The 17,522-nt window shown below is 68.8% G+C and carries 17 protein-coding genes; 3 read left to right on the top strand and 14 right to left on the bottom strand.

Annotation, left to right across the window (positions count from 1 at the left end; all coding sequences use genetic code 11):
* Positions 1–5 precede the first annotated feature (5 nt).
* From ACFWZ1_RS15655 to mddA, 3 genes are all read left to right on the top strand, one after another.
* Positions 6–2,822, top strand: coding sequence for a protein kinase domain-containing protein (locus tag ACFWZ1_RS15655; protein ID WP_439667120.1), 2,817 nt, complete (start codon positions 6–8; stop codon positions 2,820–2,822).
* 140 nt (positions 2,823–2,962) lie between these two features.
* On the top strand, positions 2,963–4,393 hold the full coding sequence (locus tag ACFWZ1_RS15650) for a hypothetical protein (RefSeq protein WP_439667119.1): 1,431 nt from the start codon (positions 2,963–2,965) through the stop codon (positions 4,391–4,393).
* A gap of 40 nt (positions 4,394–4,433) precedes the next feature.
* Positions 4,434–5,240 carry a methanethiol S-methyltransferase gene (mddA, locus tag ACFWZ1_RS15645; RefSeq protein ID WP_439667118.1) on the top strand — a complete coding sequence of 269 codons (807 nt, stop codon included), beginning with the start codon at positions 4,434–4,436 and terminating at the stop codon, positions 5,238–5,240.
* Positions 5,241–5,266: 26 nt separating this feature from the next.
* Here mddA and ACFWZ1_RS15640 read toward each other — a convergent pair whose 3' ends face one another.
* The 14 genes from ACFWZ1_RS15640 to ACFWZ1_RS15575 all read right to left on the bottom strand — a co-directional run bounded on the left by ACFWZ1_RS15640 (position 5,267) and on the right by ACFWZ1_RS15575 (position 17,519).
* The gene (locus tag ACFWZ1_RS15640; RefSeq protein WP_439667117.1) at positions 5,267–5,797 is read right to left on the bottom strand and encodes a GNAT family N-acetyltransferase; all 531 of its coding nucleotides are present in this window, start codon (positions 5,795–5,797) and stop codon (positions 5,267–5,269) included.
* A gap of 52 nt (positions 5,798–5,849) precedes the next feature.
* On the bottom strand, positions 5,850–6,347 hold the full coding sequence (locus tag ACFWZ1_RS15635; protein WP_439667116.1) for a hypothetical protein: 498 nt from the start codon (positions 6,345–6,347) through the stop codon (positions 5,850–5,852).
* A gap of 50 nt (positions 6,348–6,397) precedes the next feature.
* Entirely contained in the window at positions 6,398–7,366 is a 969-nt protein-coding gene (locus ACFWZ1_RS15630) for an alpha/beta hydrolase (protein ID WP_439667115.1), read from the bottom strand.
* Positions 7,367–7,468: 102 nt separating this feature from the next.
* A complete protein-coding gene (locus tag ACFWZ1_RS15625; RefSeq protein WP_439667114.1) occupies positions 7,469–7,849 on the bottom strand; it encodes a hypothetical protein in 381 nt (126 codons plus the stop codon).
* Positions 7,850–8,362: 513 nt separating this feature from the next.
* Positions 8,363–8,794, bottom strand: a complete 432-nt coding sequence (locus tag ACFWZ1_RS15620; RefSeq protein ID WP_439667113.1) for a lysozyme inhibitor LprI family protein — start codon at positions 8,792–8,794, stop codon at positions 8,363–8,365.
* 59 nt (positions 8,795–8,853) lie between these two features.
* Positions 8,854–9,234, bottom strand: a complete 381-nt coding sequence (locus tag ACFWZ1_RS15615; RefSeq protein WP_439667112.1) for a hypothetical protein — start codon at positions 9,232–9,234, stop codon at positions 8,854–8,856.
* Between the two features lie 59 nt (positions 9,235–9,293).
* On the bottom strand, positions 9,294–9,632 hold the full coding sequence (locus ACFWZ1_RS15610; RefSeq protein WP_439667111.1) for a hypothetical protein: 339 nt from the start codon (positions 9,630–9,632) through the stop codon (positions 9,294–9,296).
* A gap of 188 nt (positions 9,633–9,820) precedes the next feature.
* Positions 9,821–10,948 (bottom strand): glycosyltransferase family 4 protein, encoded by a 1,128-nt coding sequence (locus ACFWZ1_RS15605; protein WP_439667110.1) that lies wholly within the window; start codon positions 10,946–10,948, stop codon positions 9,821–9,823.
* Positions 10,945–12,111 carry a glycosyltransferase family 4 protein gene (locus ACFWZ1_RS15600; RefSeq protein WP_439667109.1) on the bottom strand — a complete coding sequence of 389 codons (1,167 nt, stop codon included), beginning with the start codon at positions 12,109–12,111 and terminating at the stop codon, positions 10,945–10,947. The genes ACFWZ1_RS15605 and ACFWZ1_RS15600 overlap by 4 nt, the downstream gene beginning before the upstream one ends.
* Positions 12,112–12,113: 2 nt before the next feature.
* Positions 12,114–13,625 (bottom strand): B12-binding domain-containing radical SAM protein, encoded by a 1,512-nt coding sequence (locus ACFWZ1_RS15595; protein WP_439667108.1) that lies wholly within the window; start codon positions 13,623–13,625, stop codon positions 12,114–12,116.
* Positions 13,626–13,639: 14 nt separating this feature from the next.
* Positions 13,640–14,335 carry a class I SAM-dependent methyltransferase gene (locus ACFWZ1_RS15590; protein ID WP_439667107.1) on the bottom strand — a complete coding sequence of 232 codons (696 nt, stop codon included), beginning with the start codon at positions 14,333–14,335 and terminating at the stop codon, positions 13,640–13,642.
* A complete protein-coding gene (locus ACFWZ1_RS15585; protein WP_439667106.1) occupies positions 14,332–15,555 on the bottom strand; it encodes an amidohydrolase family protein in 1,224 nt (407 codons plus the stop codon). Before ACFWZ1_RS15585 ends, ACFWZ1_RS15590 begins: the two co-directional genes overlap by 4 nt.
* A 4-nt stretch (positions 15,556–15,559) precedes the next feature.
* Positions 15,560–16,411 (bottom strand): class I SAM-dependent methyltransferase, encoded by an 852-nt coding sequence (locus ACFWZ1_RS15580; RefSeq protein ID WP_439667105.1) that lies wholly within the window; start codon positions 16,409–16,411, stop codon positions 15,560–15,562.
* 217 nt (positions 16,412–16,628) lie between these two features.
* On the bottom strand, positions 16,629–17,519 hold the full coding sequence (locus ACFWZ1_RS15575; protein ID WP_439667104.1) for a Wzz/FepE/Etk N-terminal domain-containing protein: 891 nt from the start codon (positions 17,517–17,519) through the stop codon (positions 16,629–16,631).
* Positions 17,520–17,522: the final 3 nt, after the last annotated feature.

Below are 17,522 nucleotides of genomic sequence, written 5' to 3'. Positions count from 1 at the left end.
GCGTCATGGCATCCATACCGTCGTTGCGCGAGCTGTTCGAGGCGGCCCTCCCGCTGCCGGCGCCCGCGCGCGCACGCCTGCTCACCGAGCGCTGCCCCGACCTGGACCTGCGCGCGCAGATCGAACGCATGCTCGCCGCCGACGCCACCGAAGGCGAGCTGCTCGCCACCGGCGACGCCGCCCGCGCCGCGCAGGCGATCGGCGATGCCAGCGTCAGCGATGCGCTTCCCGCCGGCAGCACGATCGGGCCGTTCGAACTGGTCGAGGTGCTCGGCGAAGGCGGCTCCTCCACCGTGTTCCGTGCCTTCCGCGACAGCGAGGGCGTGCGCCAGGAAGTGGCGGTCAAGCTGCTCGCGCGCGGGCTCTACACCGCCGAGGCGCAGCGCCAGTTCCGCCGCGAGCGCGAGGCGCTGGCGCGCCTGCGCCATCCGGGTATCGCGCGGCTGATCGAGGGCGGCGTGACGGAGAACGGCCAGGCCTACATTGCGCTGGAACTGGTCGACGGCCAGCCGATCACCGACTACGCGCGCGAGCGCGGGCTCGCGCTGCGCCAGCGGCTGGTGCTGTTCCTGATGGTCTGCCGCGCGGTCGAGACCGCCCACCGCGCGCTGATCGTGCATCGCGACCTCAAGCCTTCCAACGTGCTGGTCACCCCCGAGGGTGACGTGAAGCTGCTGGACTTCGGCATCGCCAGGCTGCTCGACGAGGACATCGACAGCGCCACGCGCACCCAGCACCGCGCGCTCACCCCGGCCTACGCCGCGCCGGAACAATTCGCCCAGCAGCCGATCACCACCGCCACCGACGTCTATGCGCTGGGCATCCTGCTGGAGGAACTGATCAGCGGCCACCGGCGCGCCACCGGCGATGCCACCACGCCACCCTCGCACACCACCACGCCGACCCTCGCCACCGCCTACGGCCTGGCGCCGTCGGCGGGCGCGGTCGCGCCCATCCGGCGCAAGCTGCGCGGCGACCTCGACAACATCGTGCTGAAGGCCGCCTGCCCGGAGCCGGAGCGGCGCTACGCCTCCGCTGGCGCGCTGGCCGAAGACATCGAGCGACACCTCGACAGCGAGCCGGTGCAGGCGCACCCGCCTTCGCGCTGGTACCGCGCGGGCAAGTTCGCGGCGCGGCATCGCGGTGGCGTGGTGATCACCGCGACGTTCGTGCTCGCCATCCTGGTGTCGTTGTCGCTGGCCCTGTGGCAGGCGCAGGTCGCGCGACGCCAGGCCGAGCGCGCCAACATGGTGCGGGCGTTCGTCGAAAGCCTGTTCGCGCCGATCCGCTACGGCGTCGCCGCCTCCCGGCAACCCAGCCTGGACGAACTGGTGGCGCATGGCGTGGCGAAACTGGACAACTCGCCCCAGATGGACGACGGCGGCCGCGTGGATCTGCTCGCGATGTTCTCGCGCCTGTACGAGAACCTGGGCAACGCGGCGCAATCGCGCCAGCTCGCGAACCGGGCCGTCGCGCTGTCCGAGCGGACGCTGGCGCCGTCCGACATCGAGGCCATCCATGCGCTCACCGCACGCGGTTACGCGGAGGTACGCATGGAAGACTTCGCGGCCGGCGGGGCCGACCTGCGGCTGGCCCACCAGCGCATGCTCGCCCAGGGCATCCACGGCGAGGCGCTGATCGACCTGCTCGGCCCGCTGGGCGCGGTCGAAAACAGCGAAGGGCACGGCGAGACCTCGCTGGCCCTCGCCCGCGAAGCACTGGCCGAACGGATCGCCACGTGGGGACCGGACGACGCGCGCGTCGGCATCGGCTACAACGACGTCGCCTCCGCGCTGGAAGGGCTGGAGCGCTACGACGAGGCGATGGCGATGTGGCGCAAGACCTGGCAGTTCGAGCTGGCGCATTTCGGCCCGTCCAGCAACGAAACCACCCTGGCGCTGGCGGGCCTGGCTTCGTCCGCGTATCGCGCCGGCCACTGGACGCAGGCGCACGCGTTGTTCGACCAGGCGTTGGCGATGTATGCGCGCAACGGCGTCAAGCCGCAGCTCACCCAGGTCTATGCCGCGCAGAAAGCCTGCGTGCTGGAAGGGCTGCGGGGAGATCGCACCAGCGCGCAGTCGCGCTGCCGGCAGGCGCAGGCGTGGTCGGCCGGCGGCTTCGGTGCGCAGAGCGCGTTGCACGGCGATTCATTGGAAGCCACCGCCTTCGGCACCGTGGAAGCGGGCGATCTCGCCGGCGCGCGCAAACTCTTCGACGAAGCGCGCCGCCTGTACGGCAACGACCCGGCCAACCGCATGCGGATCGGCCGCGTGGACAGCGAACTGGCGGGCATCGATCTGCTCGAGGGCCAACCTGCGCGGGCGCGCGAACGGTTGCCCGCGGCCATCGCAGGCCTGCGCACGCGCAAGTACCGGGTGCCGCCGCTGATCGCCGAGGCGCGCCTGTTGCTGGCCTGCCGCCAATCGCCCGGCCCGCAGTGCACGGACACGCTGCAGGCGACGGTCGACCGCGACCTCGCCGCGGTCGCCTCCCGCCGCGATCCGCAGCTGCTGTGGGTGCAGACCCTGCGGGCGCAGGTCGAGCTCGCGAAGGGCGAGCCGGACAAGGCGAAAGCACGGTTGGCGGCGGCGATCCCGCGCGCCAGCCATGAACTGCCGCCGGCCCATCCGCGCCGGCTCGCCGCGCAGCTGTGGCTCGCCGTCGCCGCGGCGCGCGGCGGCGACTGCAAGGATGCCGCGGTGCAGGCGCGTGGGGCGCAGGCGATCATCGAAGCCAATGGCCTGGCCGCGCATCCCGAGCTGGCCGAGGGCGAGGCGCTGCTGCGCCGCCCGATCGGTCCCTGCAACGCGCTGTCGAACTGACCCTTGCGGCGCGTCGCGGCCGGTCGCCGCGTCGAGCCCCATGTCGCACTTCGCCCACGACCAGTGTTCCCCGTCGTGCCACGACCTTGCCGGTCGAAGCCGAAGTCCGAAGGACGCACCGCTGCCATGGGGAACCCCGCATGTCCGATCACCGCACTTTCCGCGCCGCCGCCGTCCGGCGACTGGCCACCACGCTCGCCGCGCTCCTGCTCGGCACCGGCGCCACCCACGCCCAGCAGGTCGACGCCTCCCGCGGCAATCCGCTGGTGACATCCGATGCTTCCGGCTCGGTGCAGACCACTACGCCCACCGGCCGCATCGACCACGACAACGCATTTTTCCAGGGCTTCGGCAGCAACGGCCGCAGCTGCGATTCCTGCCACCGCCAGGCGCAGGGCTGGTCGATCACGCCGCAGGAACTGCGCCAGCGCTTCGCACGCACCAGCGGCATGGATCCGATCTTCGCGCTGGTCGACGGTGCGGTATCGCCGCTGGCCGACGTCTCCTCGGTGGAAGCGCGCCGCAGCGCCTACGCCATGCTGCTCAACCGCGGGCTGATCCGCGTTGGCAGGCCGATCCCGGACAACGCCCAGTTCCGCCTCAGCGCGGTGGACGATCCCTACGGCTACGCAAGCGCGCACGAGCTGTCGCTGTTCCGCCGCCCGCTGCCCTCGACCAATCTGATCTGGCTGACGGCCGTGATGTGGGACGCGCGCGAAACCTTCACCCCGTTCAACCCGCCGATGGACGCGGGCATCGACGTGCAGGACCTGCGCAGCAGCCTGGCCCAGCAGGCACGCAACGCCATCCTCGGCCACGAGCAGGCCGCGCGCGCGCCCGCCGACGCGATCATCGACAGCATCGTCGAGTTCGAACTGCACCTGGTCACCGCGCAGGTGGACGACAACGCCGCCGGCCGCCTCAACGAATCCGATGCGCTGGGCGGCCCCGCCATCCTCGCGCTGCAGCGCTTCTGGATCGGCATCAACGACACGCTCGGCAACGACCCGACCGGCGATGCGTTCGACGAGAACGCCATGCGCCTGTTCGACAGCTGGGACGATCCCGGGCAGTTCAACCGCGACCGCCGCGGCCGCGCCCGCGCCGCCATCGCCCGTGGCGAGAAGCTGTTCAACTCGATGCGCATCAACATCAGCGGCGTGGCCGGATTGAACGACGTCACCGGCAAGCCCGTCATCCGCGGCAGCTGCAGCAGTTGCCACAACGCGCCGAACATCGGCAACCACTCGGTCGCGCTGCCGGTGAACATCGGCGTCGCCGACGCCAGCCGGCGCACGCCCGACCTGCCGCTGTACACGCTCACCAACCTGGCCACCGGCAAGAGCGTGCAGTCCACCGACCCGGGCCTGGCCATGATCACCGGCAAATGGGCCGACATCGGCAAGTTCAAGGGCCCGATCCTGCGCGGCCTGGCCGCACGCGCGCCGTACTTCCACAACGGCTCGGCCGCCACCCTCGGCGACGTCGTCGACTTCTACGACACCCGCTTCAAGATCCACATGAGCGCGCAGCAGAAGCGCGATCTCGTGGCGTTCCTGTCGGCGCTTTGAGCCGCCGGCATCGTTGCTCCAGCCAATGAGGTTCCATCCCATGTCCCGCCTGCTCGCCCTGCTCTACGGCGCTTTCGCCTACACGGTGTTCCTGCTCAGCTTCCTCTACGCCATCGGCTTCGTCAGCGGCTTGGGCGTGCCGCGCACCATCGACGACGGCCTCACCGGTCCGCCGGCCGTGGCGCTCGTGATCGACCTGCTCCTGCTTGGCCTGTTCGCCGTGCAGCACAGCGGCATGGCCCGCCCGGCGTTCAAGCGCTGGTGGACGCGCTACGTGCCCACGCCGATCGAGCGCAGCACCTACGTGCTTGCCAGCAGCCTGGTGCTGGTCCTCTTGTTCTGGCAGTGGCGCACGCTGCCGTTCGTGATCTGGCAGATGGACAACGAGCCGGCCCGCTGGGTGCTCTACGCCCTGGCCGCGATCGGCTGGCTGCTGGTGCTCTCGAGCACGTTCGTCATCAACCACTTCGACCTGTTCGGCCTGCGCCAGGTCTGGCACTTCGCGCGCCGCCGGCATCCGGACCGCGACACGCCCTTCGTCACCCGCGCGTTCTACCGCATCGTGCGCCACCCGCTGATGCTGGGTTTCCTGATCGCGTTCTGGTCCACGCCGGACATGAGCGCCGGCCGCCTGCTGTTCGCCCTGATGACCACCGGCTACATCCTGGTGGCGGTGAAGTTCCTTGAAGAGCGCGACCTGATCGCCCAGTACGGCGACACCTACCGCAGCTACCAGCGCGACGTACCCATGCTGGTTCCGTGGCGGTTCGCGCGCGGGCACGCCAGCGCATCGGCCAGCTGTCCGCTTGGGCATGCCACAGGCGGATCGGAGCGCGCGCCCCATTGATCCGTGGGGTTACAGTCCACTGCCTCTCACGGCGAGGCCGATACCGGCCTCGCCATCACAATATCCCGCTGCGGATCGCTCCCCACCGCAAACACATGCTCGCCCACATGGGCGAAGCCGAACTTCCGGTAGAACGCGATCGCCCGCGGATTGCGCTCCCACACGCCCAGCCAGACCACCTCCGAACCGCGCGCCCGCATCGCCTCCAGGCACGCGTGCATCAGCGCCTGCGCGACGCCCTTGCCGTGCCATTCGCGGGCGACATACAGCCGCTGGATTTCGCCCGCCGCCGCGCCCGCCACGCACGCCGGCGCATCGGCCCAGCGAAGCTGCGCGAATCCGGTCAGCCGCCCGTCCTCCTCGCCCAGCAACGTCAGCATGTCCGGCCTGGCGATCTCGGCCGCCTGGATGGCCTCGCCATAGCTCGCCCGGCAATGGAGGTCCATGTCTTGGGCCGTATTGGCGGCGCCGAACGTGTCCCGGAAGGTGGCTTCCGCGAGATCCGCGAGCTGACGGGCGTCGTCGGGACGGGCTGTGCGTATCTGGATCACGGTCATCGGCAAGTGCGCTCGAAGCGGCATTTCCGCCGGACGCTCTGGCGACCCGGCACTATCGACCCGGCATGTGGGCGTGACGCCCTTCCGGTTGGCCGGGACAGTGGGCCATCCCTCTCATGTGGGACAAGGCAACGGCCTGCCCATATCCCCAGATGGCCACCGCGACAAGCGGCGTAAACGCCAGGAGGTGCAGGTAGCCTATCCATCGCGCGCTCGTGCCGCGTCGGATGCGGATCGGCCGGAGGACCTTCGCGCCGCGCGGCGGGTACTGGCCATCGCGCAGGATCGCCAAGCCATGGCGACCAGGCTCGATAGCCAGGACGATGGCGAACAGCATCGGCAGGCCGACGAACAGCCCGAACCACAACACGGTGGCACCGTTGATGCCGAAGACGGTACGGCACGGTGCCGTGTCCGCGAATCCGGCGATTCCCGGGAGCGCCCATAGCTTCCACACGCCAAGTGCGAGCGCGCCCACGACGATGCCGATCAGGGCGAAGCGGATACGCTCGCCACGACTGTAGGTTTCTGCGAATTCGGGTGGGTTCATGGGAGCCAGTGCCTGGGTAAGTTGGCGCAGGAAAGCCGAAATCCGCCTCTCTATCTCTGAGCCGCCGTGTCGGTGCCGAGCATGCCGATCGTATGCAGCCACTGCTCCACCAGCTCGGGCCAATGGCGGATCGGCAGCTTGCTGGGCCGCAGGCCGAAGGCGTGGCCGCCTTGCGCGTACAGGTGCAGCTCCGTGGGCACGCCAGCCTTCTGCAGCGCGACGTAATAGGCCAGCGACTGCTCCACGCCGTCCACATGGTCGTCCTCGGCTTGCAGCAGGAAGGTCGGCGGCGTGTCGGAGGTGACGTGGATGTCCGGACGCAGTTTCAGGTCCGTCTCGTCGCGCGTGGCGTCGTCCTCGTCCTCGTGTACCCACAGGTGGCCGGGGTAGAGCGCGATGGCGAAGTCCGGACGGGAGCTCAGCCGGTCGGCGGCATCCACCGGCGGATACGTGCGCCGGTCGAAATGCGTGCTGACCGCGGCAACCAGATGCCCGCCGGCGGAAAAGCCGATCACGCCCACCTTGTGCGGATCGACATGCCACTGCGCCGCGTGCTGGCGCACCAGCCCCAGCGTGCGTTGCGCGTCCTGCAGCGCCGTCTGCACCTTCGGGTAGTAGCGATGCCCGTCCTTCCAGGTCGGCCCCGAATCGGGCACGCGATACTTCAACAGCACGCAGGTGATCCCGCGCGACGTCAACCAATCGCATATCTCCGTCCCCTCCAGATCCATCGCCAGCATCTGGTAACCGCCACCGGGGAAAACCACCACCGCCACGCCGGTGTTGTGGCCCTTGGGCGCATAGACGGTCATCGTCGGGCGGCTGACGTTGGTGACCTTGGCCCAGTCCGCGGCCACCGCCTCCGGCTTCGGGTGCGCTAGCGCATCCGGCGCCTTGCCGGGCCAGATCGGCACCTGCACGTGGCCGGGCGAAGGCTGCCAGACGGCGGGTCGTGCTTGCGTGGTAGTGCACGCAAGCACGAGAAGGAAAATCAAGAGGACGGACTTGCCCGTAGTCATTTGTTCCATTCCTCTGAACCTAGTTTTCGCAAGCATGTTTCGTGAGACCCCTAACGCCTGAATTAAGCCGTTTCGCGAAGCGGCCTCGACTTGGACGAATTGTTAGCGCGCGGCCCCGTACCAATGGTCGCCCGCGGCGAACGGATCCCGCAGCGTGCACGATTCGACTGCGCAACAGTAATTGAGGTCCAGCCCAGACATGATCAAACGGATAGCCGGCGGAGAGGCGTAGACACTGAAGTCGAGGAGCCGTTCATGGGGCCCACCGAAGAGGCTGAGTTCCAAAGCATGCTCTTCGCCACCGAACGGGCCCGACGCAAACAGTAGCTCTCCGCTTTCCGACCAACGCAGTCCGGGCAGTAACCGATCAAGGCTTTGGCGCAGTTCCGCCTTGGTACCCAGCGGCTGACGATGCTCTTGCTCCCACGTGACAGGAGGGCCGAGGCCCTCGGCCGCGCCGTAGAGGCTCATTTGGAATGACATGGATGCATCCCGCGCACGCTAACGCTGGAGTCAAGCGGCGCGCGGCTTTTCGCGCGTCCGCTTGGACGACTGGTTAGAGCCCGCCCCGCAAACCGCATGAGTACCTAGCGCGATGACGGCACCGCAAGCCAGAGCTACGAGTCCGAAATGAACTGAAAAAAGGAGCAGGACCGCTCCCGGTAGAGCGCCAACGACAAAGGCAACTGACCAAGACGCAAAACCTCTGTGCAGCAATGTCGAATACAGCGGAGCTACAAATAGGATGACTGGAAGGCAACCTAAGGCCAGCGCGTAGCCAAGTACGCCCTCGAATGCATCAGCAGTGGTGAAGTAGGGGCTGAAGTGCAGCGACCTCCAAAATGCCTGGTAGGTAGCCAGAACTAAGGCCACAGAGACTAGTGCGGCGAGCGCTACCAGCTCAATTTTTATCAAGTGCCGCGAAGATTTCATGGGGGCTCTAACGCTTGAGTTAAGCGGCGGCGAAGCCGTCCGCCTTGAACGAGTTGTTAGGCCTCACGGCTTTGGCCAGCACCCGTCGTGCTGGCAAGCGACATACAACCTCAGTTGAGCAATGCGCGCATCTACATGCGATTGCATGCATTGCGCGAAACGTTGTGGGTACCCGGTCCCGCCTTCAGGGCCAGGTTCACCGGCTTGGAATGTGCAGTCAGCACTCGAGTAGTTTTGCCAAGCCGCTTGAGCCGCAGCAAGATGCTCTAGAGCCTTAGAGAAGCCTTGTAGCTTTTCTTGCTCTTGATCAAGCAACTTAGCCATCTTTGCCTGTTTCAGTGCAAGCTCGTGACCGGCGCAGATGTTGGCGGCCGCTTGGTTACCGCATTTCATCGACTGAGCCCACTTGAGCATGGGTTCTGGGCCGTTGACGGGCTGCTGGGCGGACGCACAGGTGGCTATGGCGAGCAAAGCGATTGCAGCAAGTCTGTGCATGATTTGGTGCCTAACGCTTGAGTTGAGCGGCGGCGGAGCCGTCCGCCTCGAACGAGATGTTAGACCGCACCACTGATCTGTTCCAAGGTGAGATGCTTCTCTGCTTCGTTGCCCGTTACGACCAGCTCTACAAGGACGGCTTTGCCATTGTTGGTGGGTGCGTGCCCCTCAATGAGCGCGAACAGACCAGTATCGTTTGGTTTGAAATAACCGACTCGGGGAGCCCGCGTGTCTGCAGGTGCGAGCCAGCTGGCGCCGACAGAGGTGAGCGACGAAGCCAAGTCTCGTTGGATTGCGCTGACCGAGTCTTGATTGAAGGCCAAGGCGTAGCCAAAGCGCTCTGCGAGGGCAGCAATGTTCCCGGTGGCGAGGTACTGAAGCGCCTCGGTGCCAAAGGCGGCCAAGGAGGCTTCTTCAAGTTGGTTGCCGGAAATTTCCATATGCGGCCTAACGCTGGAGTTAAGCGGCGCGCGGTACGCGCGTTCGCTTGGACGATTGGTTAGGCGCCTGCATGCCGCGGACGCCAAATGAAAAAGAAGTATGGAACAGATGCAAGCCACAGGCCCAGCAACAAGAACCAACCCCATGCCACAGAAGCATGCATTGGCCTGCTGCGAAAGAAGTCTGTAAGCATCCAACCCCAGAACCAGAATACGGACGGCACGCCAAAAGGAATGAAGATTTTTTCCGCCACTGATGGCGGAGGCATGTAATCGATGTTCGCGTAGCGGAAGTTGAGGAAGAGCATATATGCGGTCACGACAATGGTCACCACTGCAAGCGCATGCGCGAGCAGCCATGATCTCTTGCTAGTTACTTGTCGTTGGACTTTGCTCATCGTGGCCTAACTAGAAGTAGGTTTGAATTTGGGATGTAAACCGGCAGCCCATCCGGGTGACGAGCTGTCGGCCAGTGCGGTAAACCCACTCAAGTACAGCAGCTTACACCCAGCCTTGCAGCCTAAACCCGCAGCCTAATCCGACAGCCATAAGGAAGTGGTGCGCTCCCGACCAGGCGCCGACTGATCTAACGTCGCAGCCTGACCGGCAAGGCTGGCACGTCGCGTACCGAGAGATACAAGGCTTCGAATGCCCGGGCGGTGTGGTCGGCGTCCTCGCGCATGGCTCGTCGTTGTGCGGACCAACCCATCTGCAGACGCAGGTCTTCATCGGTCAAGGCCCGATCGATGGCGTCGGCCAACTCATTCCAGTCACCGGGGGGAACGGCGGATGCGGCGGCGGGCGACCATTCGGCAAGGTGACCGACGGCGGTGCCGACCGTGGGTACGCCGCTTATGGCCGCTTCCAGCAGTACCAGTGGGCCGGTCTCATGGCGTGAGGACATCACCATCAGATGCGCTGCGCCCATCATCGGCTGCAATTCGCGCTGCGTGCGAAAGCCGAGGAAGCGGACGTGCTCGTCCAGGCCCAGTTGGGTGGCGAGGCGCTGCATTTCGCCGTCGAGGGTGTCGACCCCGACGATGTCCATGCGGAAGGCGACGCCTCGCCTGGCCAGTTCGGCCAGTGCACGCAGCAGGGTGGGTTGGTCCTTCACCCGGTTGAGGCTGGCGACGTGGAGCAGGCGAGCGGGACCGGGACCGCGGCGGCGGGGGGATTGCGGGGGCCAGGCGGTGAGGTCGACGCCCAGGGGGACGCGCTGGGCCCGGATGCCGAGGGCGCGGAGTGCGTCGATGATCGGGGTGCTGGCGGCGGTGACCTGGTCGGCGCAGCGCAGGACGATGGCTTCGCTCAGGCGGCCGCGCCAGTTCAGGCGGCCGCCGTAGTGGATGTCGCGCAGGGCGACGAGTTCGCCACCGGCGACGTGGACCAGGGTGGGGCAGTGCAGCCACAAACCGGCGGCGGCGGCGACCTGGCCGCAGCGGCCGGAGAAGATGGCGTGGATGCGGTCGAACGGGGCGCGGCGGTGTTCGGCGGCGATCGCGCGGAAGGCGCGCCAGCGTTGCCAGCCGTCGCCGATGTTGTGGACGGTTGCGCCGGCCAGTGGCCACGTCGCGGGGGTCGCTTCCTGGCGCAGCGCGAAGACGTGCACCTCGTGCGCCTGCGCCAGCCGCTTGATGAGGGCCAGCAGGGCGGGGATGACGCGGTTTTCGCCGCTGCGGTCGACGCCGCCGGGGACGACGAGGGCGAGTTTCACGCGAGGCTCCCGGGCCGGTTCTCGAGGGCGTCGGCGTAGGCGTCGCGGCGGCTCTGCAGCAGCTGCAGGTAGGCCTCGCGCCAGCGTTGGCCGACCGCGGCGAAGGAGAGCGTGGCATCGAAGTGGGCGCGTATCTGTTCGGGCGGCATGCGCTCGAGTGTGGCGGCGACCAGCGCCCGGGACAGCGCGCGCGCATCGCCGCAACGCCACAGCCGGCCGACCTTGCCGTCGCCGGTGAGCGCGCGGAAGGAGGGGATGTCGCTGAGTATCGGTGCGGTGCCGCAGGCCATCGCTTCCAGCGCGGCAAAGCCGCAGCTCTCGGCATGGCTGGCGGAGAGGAACAGGTCGGCGGCCTGCATCAGGGTCTCGATGCGCGCGTGCGGGACCTTGCCCAGCAGGTGCACGCGGCCGGCGAGCCACGGGTCGCGTTCGATGCGCGCCTGGAGCTTTCCGATCAGCGGCGCGTGGCCGTAAGCGCACCAGAGCTGCAGGCCCGGCAGTTTCTGCGCGGCGAGCGCGACACCATCGAGGGCGGTGAGCGGATCCTTGCCGGGCTGAAGATGCCCCACCCACAGCACCGCCGGATGACCGTACAGGCCCGTTTCGGTGCGCGCGCGCTCGCGGTCGCCGGGCTGGAAGCGGCTGCTGGATTCGGGGATCGCGAACAGCCGCGTGGACGGCTGCAGCACGCCGGCGGCGGCGAACGGCCAGGCCAGTTCCGGCGCGGTGAACGCCACGCCCGCCATCGCGCGGTAGCGCTGGCGCCACTGCCAGCGGCGCCACCAGCGCCGCGGCGCGCGGTCGGCGTGGTCCTGGAACAGCAGCGGCACGCGCGGCAGATGTTGCGCCAGCGCGTGGGACTCTTCCGGGAAGCCAAAGCTGTGCACGTGCGCGAGCTCCACGCCGAGCGCGGCGAGCAGGGTCGCCACGCGCCGGCCGCGCTCGCGCCGGCGCGTGCCGCGCACGTCGACGAAGTGGTAGTCCACACCATGCCGGCTCAGTCGTTCCGCGTGCGCGGCCGCCTGCACCACGCAGATGCGCGTGCCGGCGCTGGCCGCCGCTTCGGCGATGTCGGCCAGCGATGGCCAGCGCTCCAGCACCTGCGCGCCGGTGAGTCCCGCCGGCGCGGGCAGGAAACTGACCTGCGCCACGTGCGGATTCATCGCTAGAGTCCCTGCACCTGCGGCAGGCGCAACTGCACGAAGCGGTTGGCCAGGCGCAGCTCCCACGGGCGGTCGTAGTGGCCGATGCGATAGCGCCAGGCGGCCATCGCGCTCAACGTGCGCTTGGCCCAATGCGGCGCGCGCATGTCCTGCACGGTGGGGTAGCGGCAGCGCAGCACGGTCACGAAGTCGTCGATGCGCCGGCGCAGGCGCTCGTCCAGCCACGGCGCATCGGCGTGGCACGCGTAGTTCACCCATTGCGGCTGTGCCCATTCGTCAGGCGTGGCGGGGAACACCACCGGGAGCCCGCCCAGGTCGAACAGCGGCGTTGCACGATGGCGGCCGCGGTCCTTCGCGTGCATCGAGCTTTCCGGCAGCGGCGTGTAGATGTAGATGACGATCTCGCAGGCCGGGTTCACGCGCTTCAACTGGCGGATGAAGTCGAAGGTCTGTTCGGTCTCCTCCTCGGTGTGCGTGGGCGGCGCGACCATGAAGGAGAACTCGGGGATCACGCCGTGGCGGCGGCAGACCTCCGCCACTTCGAGCGTCTGGTCGGGACGCGTGCCCTTGCGGATTTCCTTGAGCATCTGCCCGTCGGGCGACTCGGCGCCGATGTAGGCCATGCGCAGGCGGCTCCTGCGCACCAGCTTCCAGCTTTCCTCGGACAGGTTGATCAGCGCGTCGGCGCGGGCGAAGCACCACCAGGGCAGTTCCAGCCGCGCCAGCACTTCGAGCAGCGGCACCATCTCCGCCTCGCGGTCGAAGAAGTTGTGGTCGAAGAACTGCACCGAGTCGGCACCAACGTCGTATTTGAGATAGCCGAGCTCACGCTCCAGCCGTGCCGCGGTGGGCAACGCCGTGGCGCCACCGAACATCGCAGCCACGCCGCAGAAGGTGCAGTGGTAGCGGCAGCCGAGCGCGGCCTGGTGCGCGACGGTACGGTGGCCGAGGAAGGTGCGGGAGAGGTACTTGCGGGGATCGCCGAGCTTTTCGTAGGGCAGCAGCGGTGGCGGGTTGCCGCGCGAGAACGGACGCGCCGGGTTGTGCACGATGCGATCGCCGTCTTTCCACGAAAGGCCGGCGATTGCGGACAGCGGCGGGCCTTCGCCGGTCAGCGCGGAGACCAGTTCGACGAGCGTGTCCTCGCCCTGGCCGCGCACGGCGTAGTCGACGTAGGGCGCGTTGAGCGCCGCGTCGGTGAACAGCGTGGGGAAGTAGCTGCCCCAGACGATCGGCAGGCCGGGCGAGTGCTCGCGGATCGCCCTGGACAAACGGATTGCCTCGGGCACGTGCGGACCGCCCATCACCGTCATGCCGACCGCGTCGAAGGATTCGTGGTCGAGCACGCTCAGCACTTCGGCCACGGTGTCGCGGTCGATGTTGCCGTCGATGATCCGGCTTTCGCCGTGGCGGTCCAGCGCCGCGGCCAGGTTCAGCAGCGCGAGCGGGAAGCGCGCGCTGTGGCGCGAGGCGATGGTGGGATTGATCAGCAGCGTGTGGGGTCGGCGGGTCATGGCGCGGTTACCGTTCAAGAGGCGGGGCGGCGGCGCAGCCGGAACACCAGCGCCACCGGCACCTCGAGCGCGACGCGATCGAAGTGCGCGCCGTCGGGAATGAGCGTGGGATCGAGCATGGGTTCGCGCACTTCCTCGATGGCCAGGTCCAGCGCGGCGCACGCGGCGTGCCAGTGGCTGTACAGGTGTTGCGTGTGGCGCACGGCGTAGCGTTGTCCGCCGGCCTTGAAGTCGCGCAGCCAGCCGAGCGCGGGGCCGATCGGGTGGATGTCGCTGATCAGCAGCGCGCCGCCGGGACGGGTCACGCGGCGCAGTTCGGCCAGTGCGGGGCCGAGGGCTTCGAGATGGCCGATGACCAAGCCGCAGATGGTGATATCCGCCATCGCGTCGGGCAGCGGCAGGGCGGTGAGGCGGGCCTGGGCCACCGGCAACGCAGCGCCGCCATACGGTGCCGCGGCGGCGTGATGCAGCATCGCCGGGGAGAGATCGACGCCGGTCACGCGGGCGGCGCCGCGGCGCAGCGCGTGGCGCATGTAGCGGCCGCTGCCGCAACCGGCGTCGAGCACGGTGAGGCCGGTGAGGTCGGCCGGCAACAGTTCGAGCATCGCGCGCTCTTCGGCCTGCATCACAGGGTTGTGCGCGTGGGCGGGATAGTCGGGCGCCCACAGGTCGTAGGCGGCCAGCGGATCGAGCACGGGGGGCAGGGTCATCCGTGCGCTCCCGCCGCGGCGAGCACCCGCGCGCCGGCCATGGCGTCGGCGGCCAGGCCCGGTTCGAGCGCGAGCAGCGCGTCGTCGGCCAGGCGGCGGTCGATGAGCTTGGGGCGCCCGTCCAGCGTGACCGGCACGGTGTCGATGCCGAAGGCGGCGAACCAGTCGGCGAAGTCCGGATCGGCGATGCGCGGAAGGCCGCCGCGCACGACGGCGCGGATGTCGCTGCGGGCGAGGCCGAGCAGGCTGCGCACCGGATCGCCGCCGCGGTCCTCCACCACGAGCAGGTCAGCATGCGCGCCGGGGGACAGGCGACCCCGGCCGGCGAGCCTGAGGATGCGCGCGGCGTCGCGCGTGACCAGGCCGAGCAGTTGCGTCGGCGTGAGGCCATAGCGGTCGAGCGCCAGGCGCAGTTCTTCCAGCAGGTCGCGCTCGCCGCTCAGGCGTGAATCGCTGCCCAGCAGCAGGCGTCCGGCGTGGCACAGGCGGCGCGGATCGAGCGTGCGCCCGAGCAGGGCGCGGTTGCTGCCGGGGCACCACACCACCGCGGCGCCGGCGGCGATGACGCGCTCGACATCACGCGGAGCCAGGCCCACGCCATGCACCAGCACGCTGTTGGCGGCGAGGCAGCCGAGGCGGTCCAGTTCGGCCAGTTCCGCGCGGGCGGTGGCGTCGGTGCCTTCGGCCAGGTGGATCATCCAAGGCCGCTGCGGCGGCGTGGCGGCGAAACTCGCGCGCACCGGCGGGCCGTAGTTGGGGCCGGCGAGCGCGTAGCTCCATTCGAAGTCGCGCAGCAGGGCGACCGGGAAGTCCGATTCGTCGAGCGACGGGTGCCAGGGGTCGTGGTGGACCACGCAGGTCGTGCCGGCGAGCAGGTTCTTCAGCGCGCCGTGGCGCAGGCGCAGGGCCTTGGGTTGCGCCAGCGCGGCGACCACCGACGGCTCGGCGAAGTGCGCCTGGAAGGCGTCGATCCACGCGTAGCTGCTGGGGAAGGGCGCGCCGGTGCGCAGGGGCGGCACGGCGTTGACGTGCAGGTGGTCGTGCGCGTTGACCAGGGCGGGAAAGACCAGGTGATCGCGCAGGTCGATGCGTAGCGCGGTCGTCCACGCGGCCGGGGCCATCCTGTCGCGGTGGATCGCCAGCGCGCCTCGCGCCACGCCGCTGCCGCTCCACCAGCCGGCGGCGAGCAGGAGCGTGTCGGGGCGGGCGTGCATGTCCATGGTCTCAGCGACGCTGCATCACGATCAGGAAGTGATCGCCCATGTCGCGCAGCAGCGGCCAGCCGCCGAGGCGGTCGTCGAGTCGGCCGAGCCGTTCGCAATACCTCTCGTGGCGACGGTAGAACTCGACCAGGTAGGGCGGCGGCAGGAACAGGCTGAGCGCGCGGTAGGAGGCGAGCGCGAAGTGCGCGGCGAAGGCGCGGTGGAATTCGCGCGGCAGGTAATAGCGGGTCCAGATCACGTGGCGGTTCATGCCCACCGCCATCGGCTTGCGCGCCCAGCGCACGGCGGCGCGGTGGAAGCGGCCGCGGATCGCATAGTGGCCCAGCTCCCAGGGGCAGAGCCGGCCGATCACGGAGAACACCAGCTTGCCGCCCGGGCGCAGCAGGCGGGCGCATTCTCTGGCGACGGTGGCGAGGTCGGGAGCGCAGTTGAGCGGACCGAAGTTGGAGTAGATGCCGTCGAACTCGCCGCTCAGGCGGTCGAGCTGTTGCACGCCGAGGTGGGCGGTGGCGACCTGGCTGGCCAAGGCGCTGGCGGCGGCGCGCGCGCGGGTGCGTTCGACCATCTGCGGCGACCAGTCGGTGGCCAGCACACCGTAGCCGCGGCGGGCGAATTCGAACGCGTCCAGGCCGGTACCGCAGCCGAGGTCGAGCAGGCGCGAGCCGATGGGGAGTTCGCGCTGCACGGTGTCCCACAGTTGCACGCGCATGCGCTGGATCAGCTCGTTGTTGCCGCGCGGACCGTCGTAGTCGGGCGCCACGCTGTCGAAGGCACGCTGGGTGTCGAGCAACTGCGCTTCGCTAATCGCACCGTGCGATGCGTCGGGCGGAGCGAGGGGGAGTGGGTGGTTCATGCTGTCCTCGCGTGGCGCCATGCGGATGCGGCCGGCGTTCCATGGCTGATGTGAGTGCCTGGTGTGCGGGGTGTGGTTGAAGTTGCAGCCGAGCCCTCTCCCCCGGGAGAGCGGATGGACAGAGAGCTCTACCGGATGCCGCGCTTCGCCCGAAACCTCACCCGTCCGGTCCCGGGCAAAGGGAACGTCGAACGTTGGGTTCGAGGGCAAGCGCTTGCTAGCGTTGCCCAACTCCCCGTTCGCCCTGGGCGTAGGCGCCCAGCGCCGGCGTCGAAGGGCCGCTCGCGACCAGCCTCCCCGCCCGCCGCGCTGCGTTGCGCGCCACCGCCGCCACCAGCCCCAGGCCCAACCCGAGCACCACTCCGGCGCCCCAGATCAGCACGCGGTTGGGATAGACCGGATGGTCGGGCACGTAGATCGGCCAGGCGAGCGTGGTCTGGTAGGAGTAGCTGGCGGTCAACCGCGCCTTCAGGTCGCTGACGGTCTGCTGCAGCTGGCGCACCTCCTGGTTGCTGCTGCTCAACACCATGCTGGCGAGCATCAGGTCCTGGCGCTCGCGCGATTCTTCGAGGGCCTGCCGCAGCCGGTCGCGCTCGGCGGTCGCATCGCGCAGTTGTGCCTCGGCCTGTTTCAGCCGTGCCTGCGCCAGCTCCAGCGGTTCGGCCATCAGCCCCTCGTGCAGCCGTTGCAGGTGCTTGAAGGTGACCTGCACGAAGCGCTGCGCCTGCTGTCGCGAGTACCCGCGCAGGGTCAGCTTGAGCAGGCCGGCGTAGGGCGAGGGGTCGAGATCGAAGCTGCCCCGGTACAGGTGGGCCTCGGCCGAACGCGGCGACAGGCCCAGGTCGTGCAGCACCGCGTCCTGGAACTCGTGCGTCTCCATGCGCTCGATGACCCGCTGGAACGGCTCGATCCGAGGGTCCAGGCCGGGCGGCACCGGCGAAAGCTGGCCGGGCCGGATCCAGGCGGTCGCCTCCCAGCGCGGGCGCGCCGTCTGTGCGAAGAACACCGCGGCCGCCACCACCACCGCCACGGCGACGAACCAGCGCCATTCGCGGCGCAGGATCCGCCACAGGTCGATCAGGTAGATCTCGTCATGTTCCATGGGCATGCA

It is taken from the genome of Frateuria sp. GZRe14 (genome assembly GCF_051900395.1).
In the GTDB taxonomy this organism is placed as follows: Bacteria; Pseudomonadota; Gammaproteobacteria; order Xanthomonadales; family Rhodanobacteraceae; genus Frateuria_A; species Frateuria_A edaphi.
This window is presented reverse-complemented; position numbering and strand designations above follow the sequence as displayed.

Coding starts and splice junctions, on each gene's coding strand:
- ACFWZ1_RS15635 (WP_439667116.1), bottom strand. CDS start 6,347: ATGAACCCACCCGAATTCGCAGAAACCTACAGTCGTGGCGAGCGTATC.
- ACFWZ1_RS15625 (WP_439667114.1), bottom strand. CDS start 7,849: ATGTCATTCCAAATGAGCCTCTACGGCGCGGCCGAGGGCCTCGGCCCT.
- ACFWZ1_RS15590 (WP_439667107.1), bottom strand. CDS start 14,335: ATGACCCTGCCCCCCGTGCTCGATCCGCTGGCCGCCTACGACCTGTGG.
- mddA (WP_439667118.1), top strand. CDS start 4,434: ATGTCCCGCCTGCTCGCCCTGCTCTACGGCGCTTTCGCCTACACGGTG.
- ACFWZ1_RS15620 (WP_439667113.1), bottom strand. CDS start 8,794: ATGCACAGACTTGCTGCAATCGCTTTGCTCGCCATAGCCACCTGTGCG.
- ACFWZ1_RS15585 (WP_439667106.1), bottom strand. CDS start 15,555: ATGGACATGCACGCCCGCCCCGACACGCTCCTGCTCGCCGCCGGCTGG.
- ACFWZ1_RS15575 (WP_439667104.1), bottom strand. CDS start 17,519: ATGCCCATGGAACATGACGAGATCTACCTGATCGACCTGTGGCGGATC.
- ACFWZ1_RS15650 (WP_439667119.1), top strand. CDS start 2,963: ATGTCCGATCACCGCACTTTCCGCGCCGCCGCCGTCCGGCGACTGGCC.
- ACFWZ1_RS15630 (WP_439667115.1), bottom strand. CDS start 7,366: ATGACTACGGGCAAGTCCGTCCTCTTGATTTTCCTTCTCGTGCTTGCG.
- ACFWZ1_RS15600 (WP_439667109.1), bottom strand. CDS start 12,111: ATGAATCCGCACGTGGCGCAGGTCAGTTTCCTGCCCGCGCCGGCGGGA.
- ACFWZ1_RS15595 (WP_439667108.1), bottom strand. CDS start 13,625: ATGACCCGCCGACCCCACACGCTGCTGATCAATCCCACCATCGCCTCG.
- ACFWZ1_RS15610 (WP_439667111.1), bottom strand. CDS start 9,632: ATGAGCAAAGTCCAACGACAAGTAACTAGCAAGAGATCATGGCTGCTC.
- ACFWZ1_RS15640 (WP_439667117.1), bottom strand. CDS start 5,797: ATGACCGTGATCCAGATACGCACAGCCCGTCCCGACGACGCCCGTCAG.
- ACFWZ1_RS15615 (WP_439667112.1), bottom strand. CDS start 9,234: ATGGAAATTTCCGGCAACCAACTTGAAGAAGCCTCCTTGGCCGCCTTT.
- ACFWZ1_RS15655 (WP_439667120.1), top strand. CDS start 6: ATGGCATCCATACCGTCGTTGCGCGAGCTGTTCGAGGCGGCCCTCCCG.
- ACFWZ1_RS15580 (WP_439667105.1), bottom strand. CDS start 16,411: ATGAACCACCCACTCCCCCTCGCTCCGCCCGACGCATCGCACGGTGCG.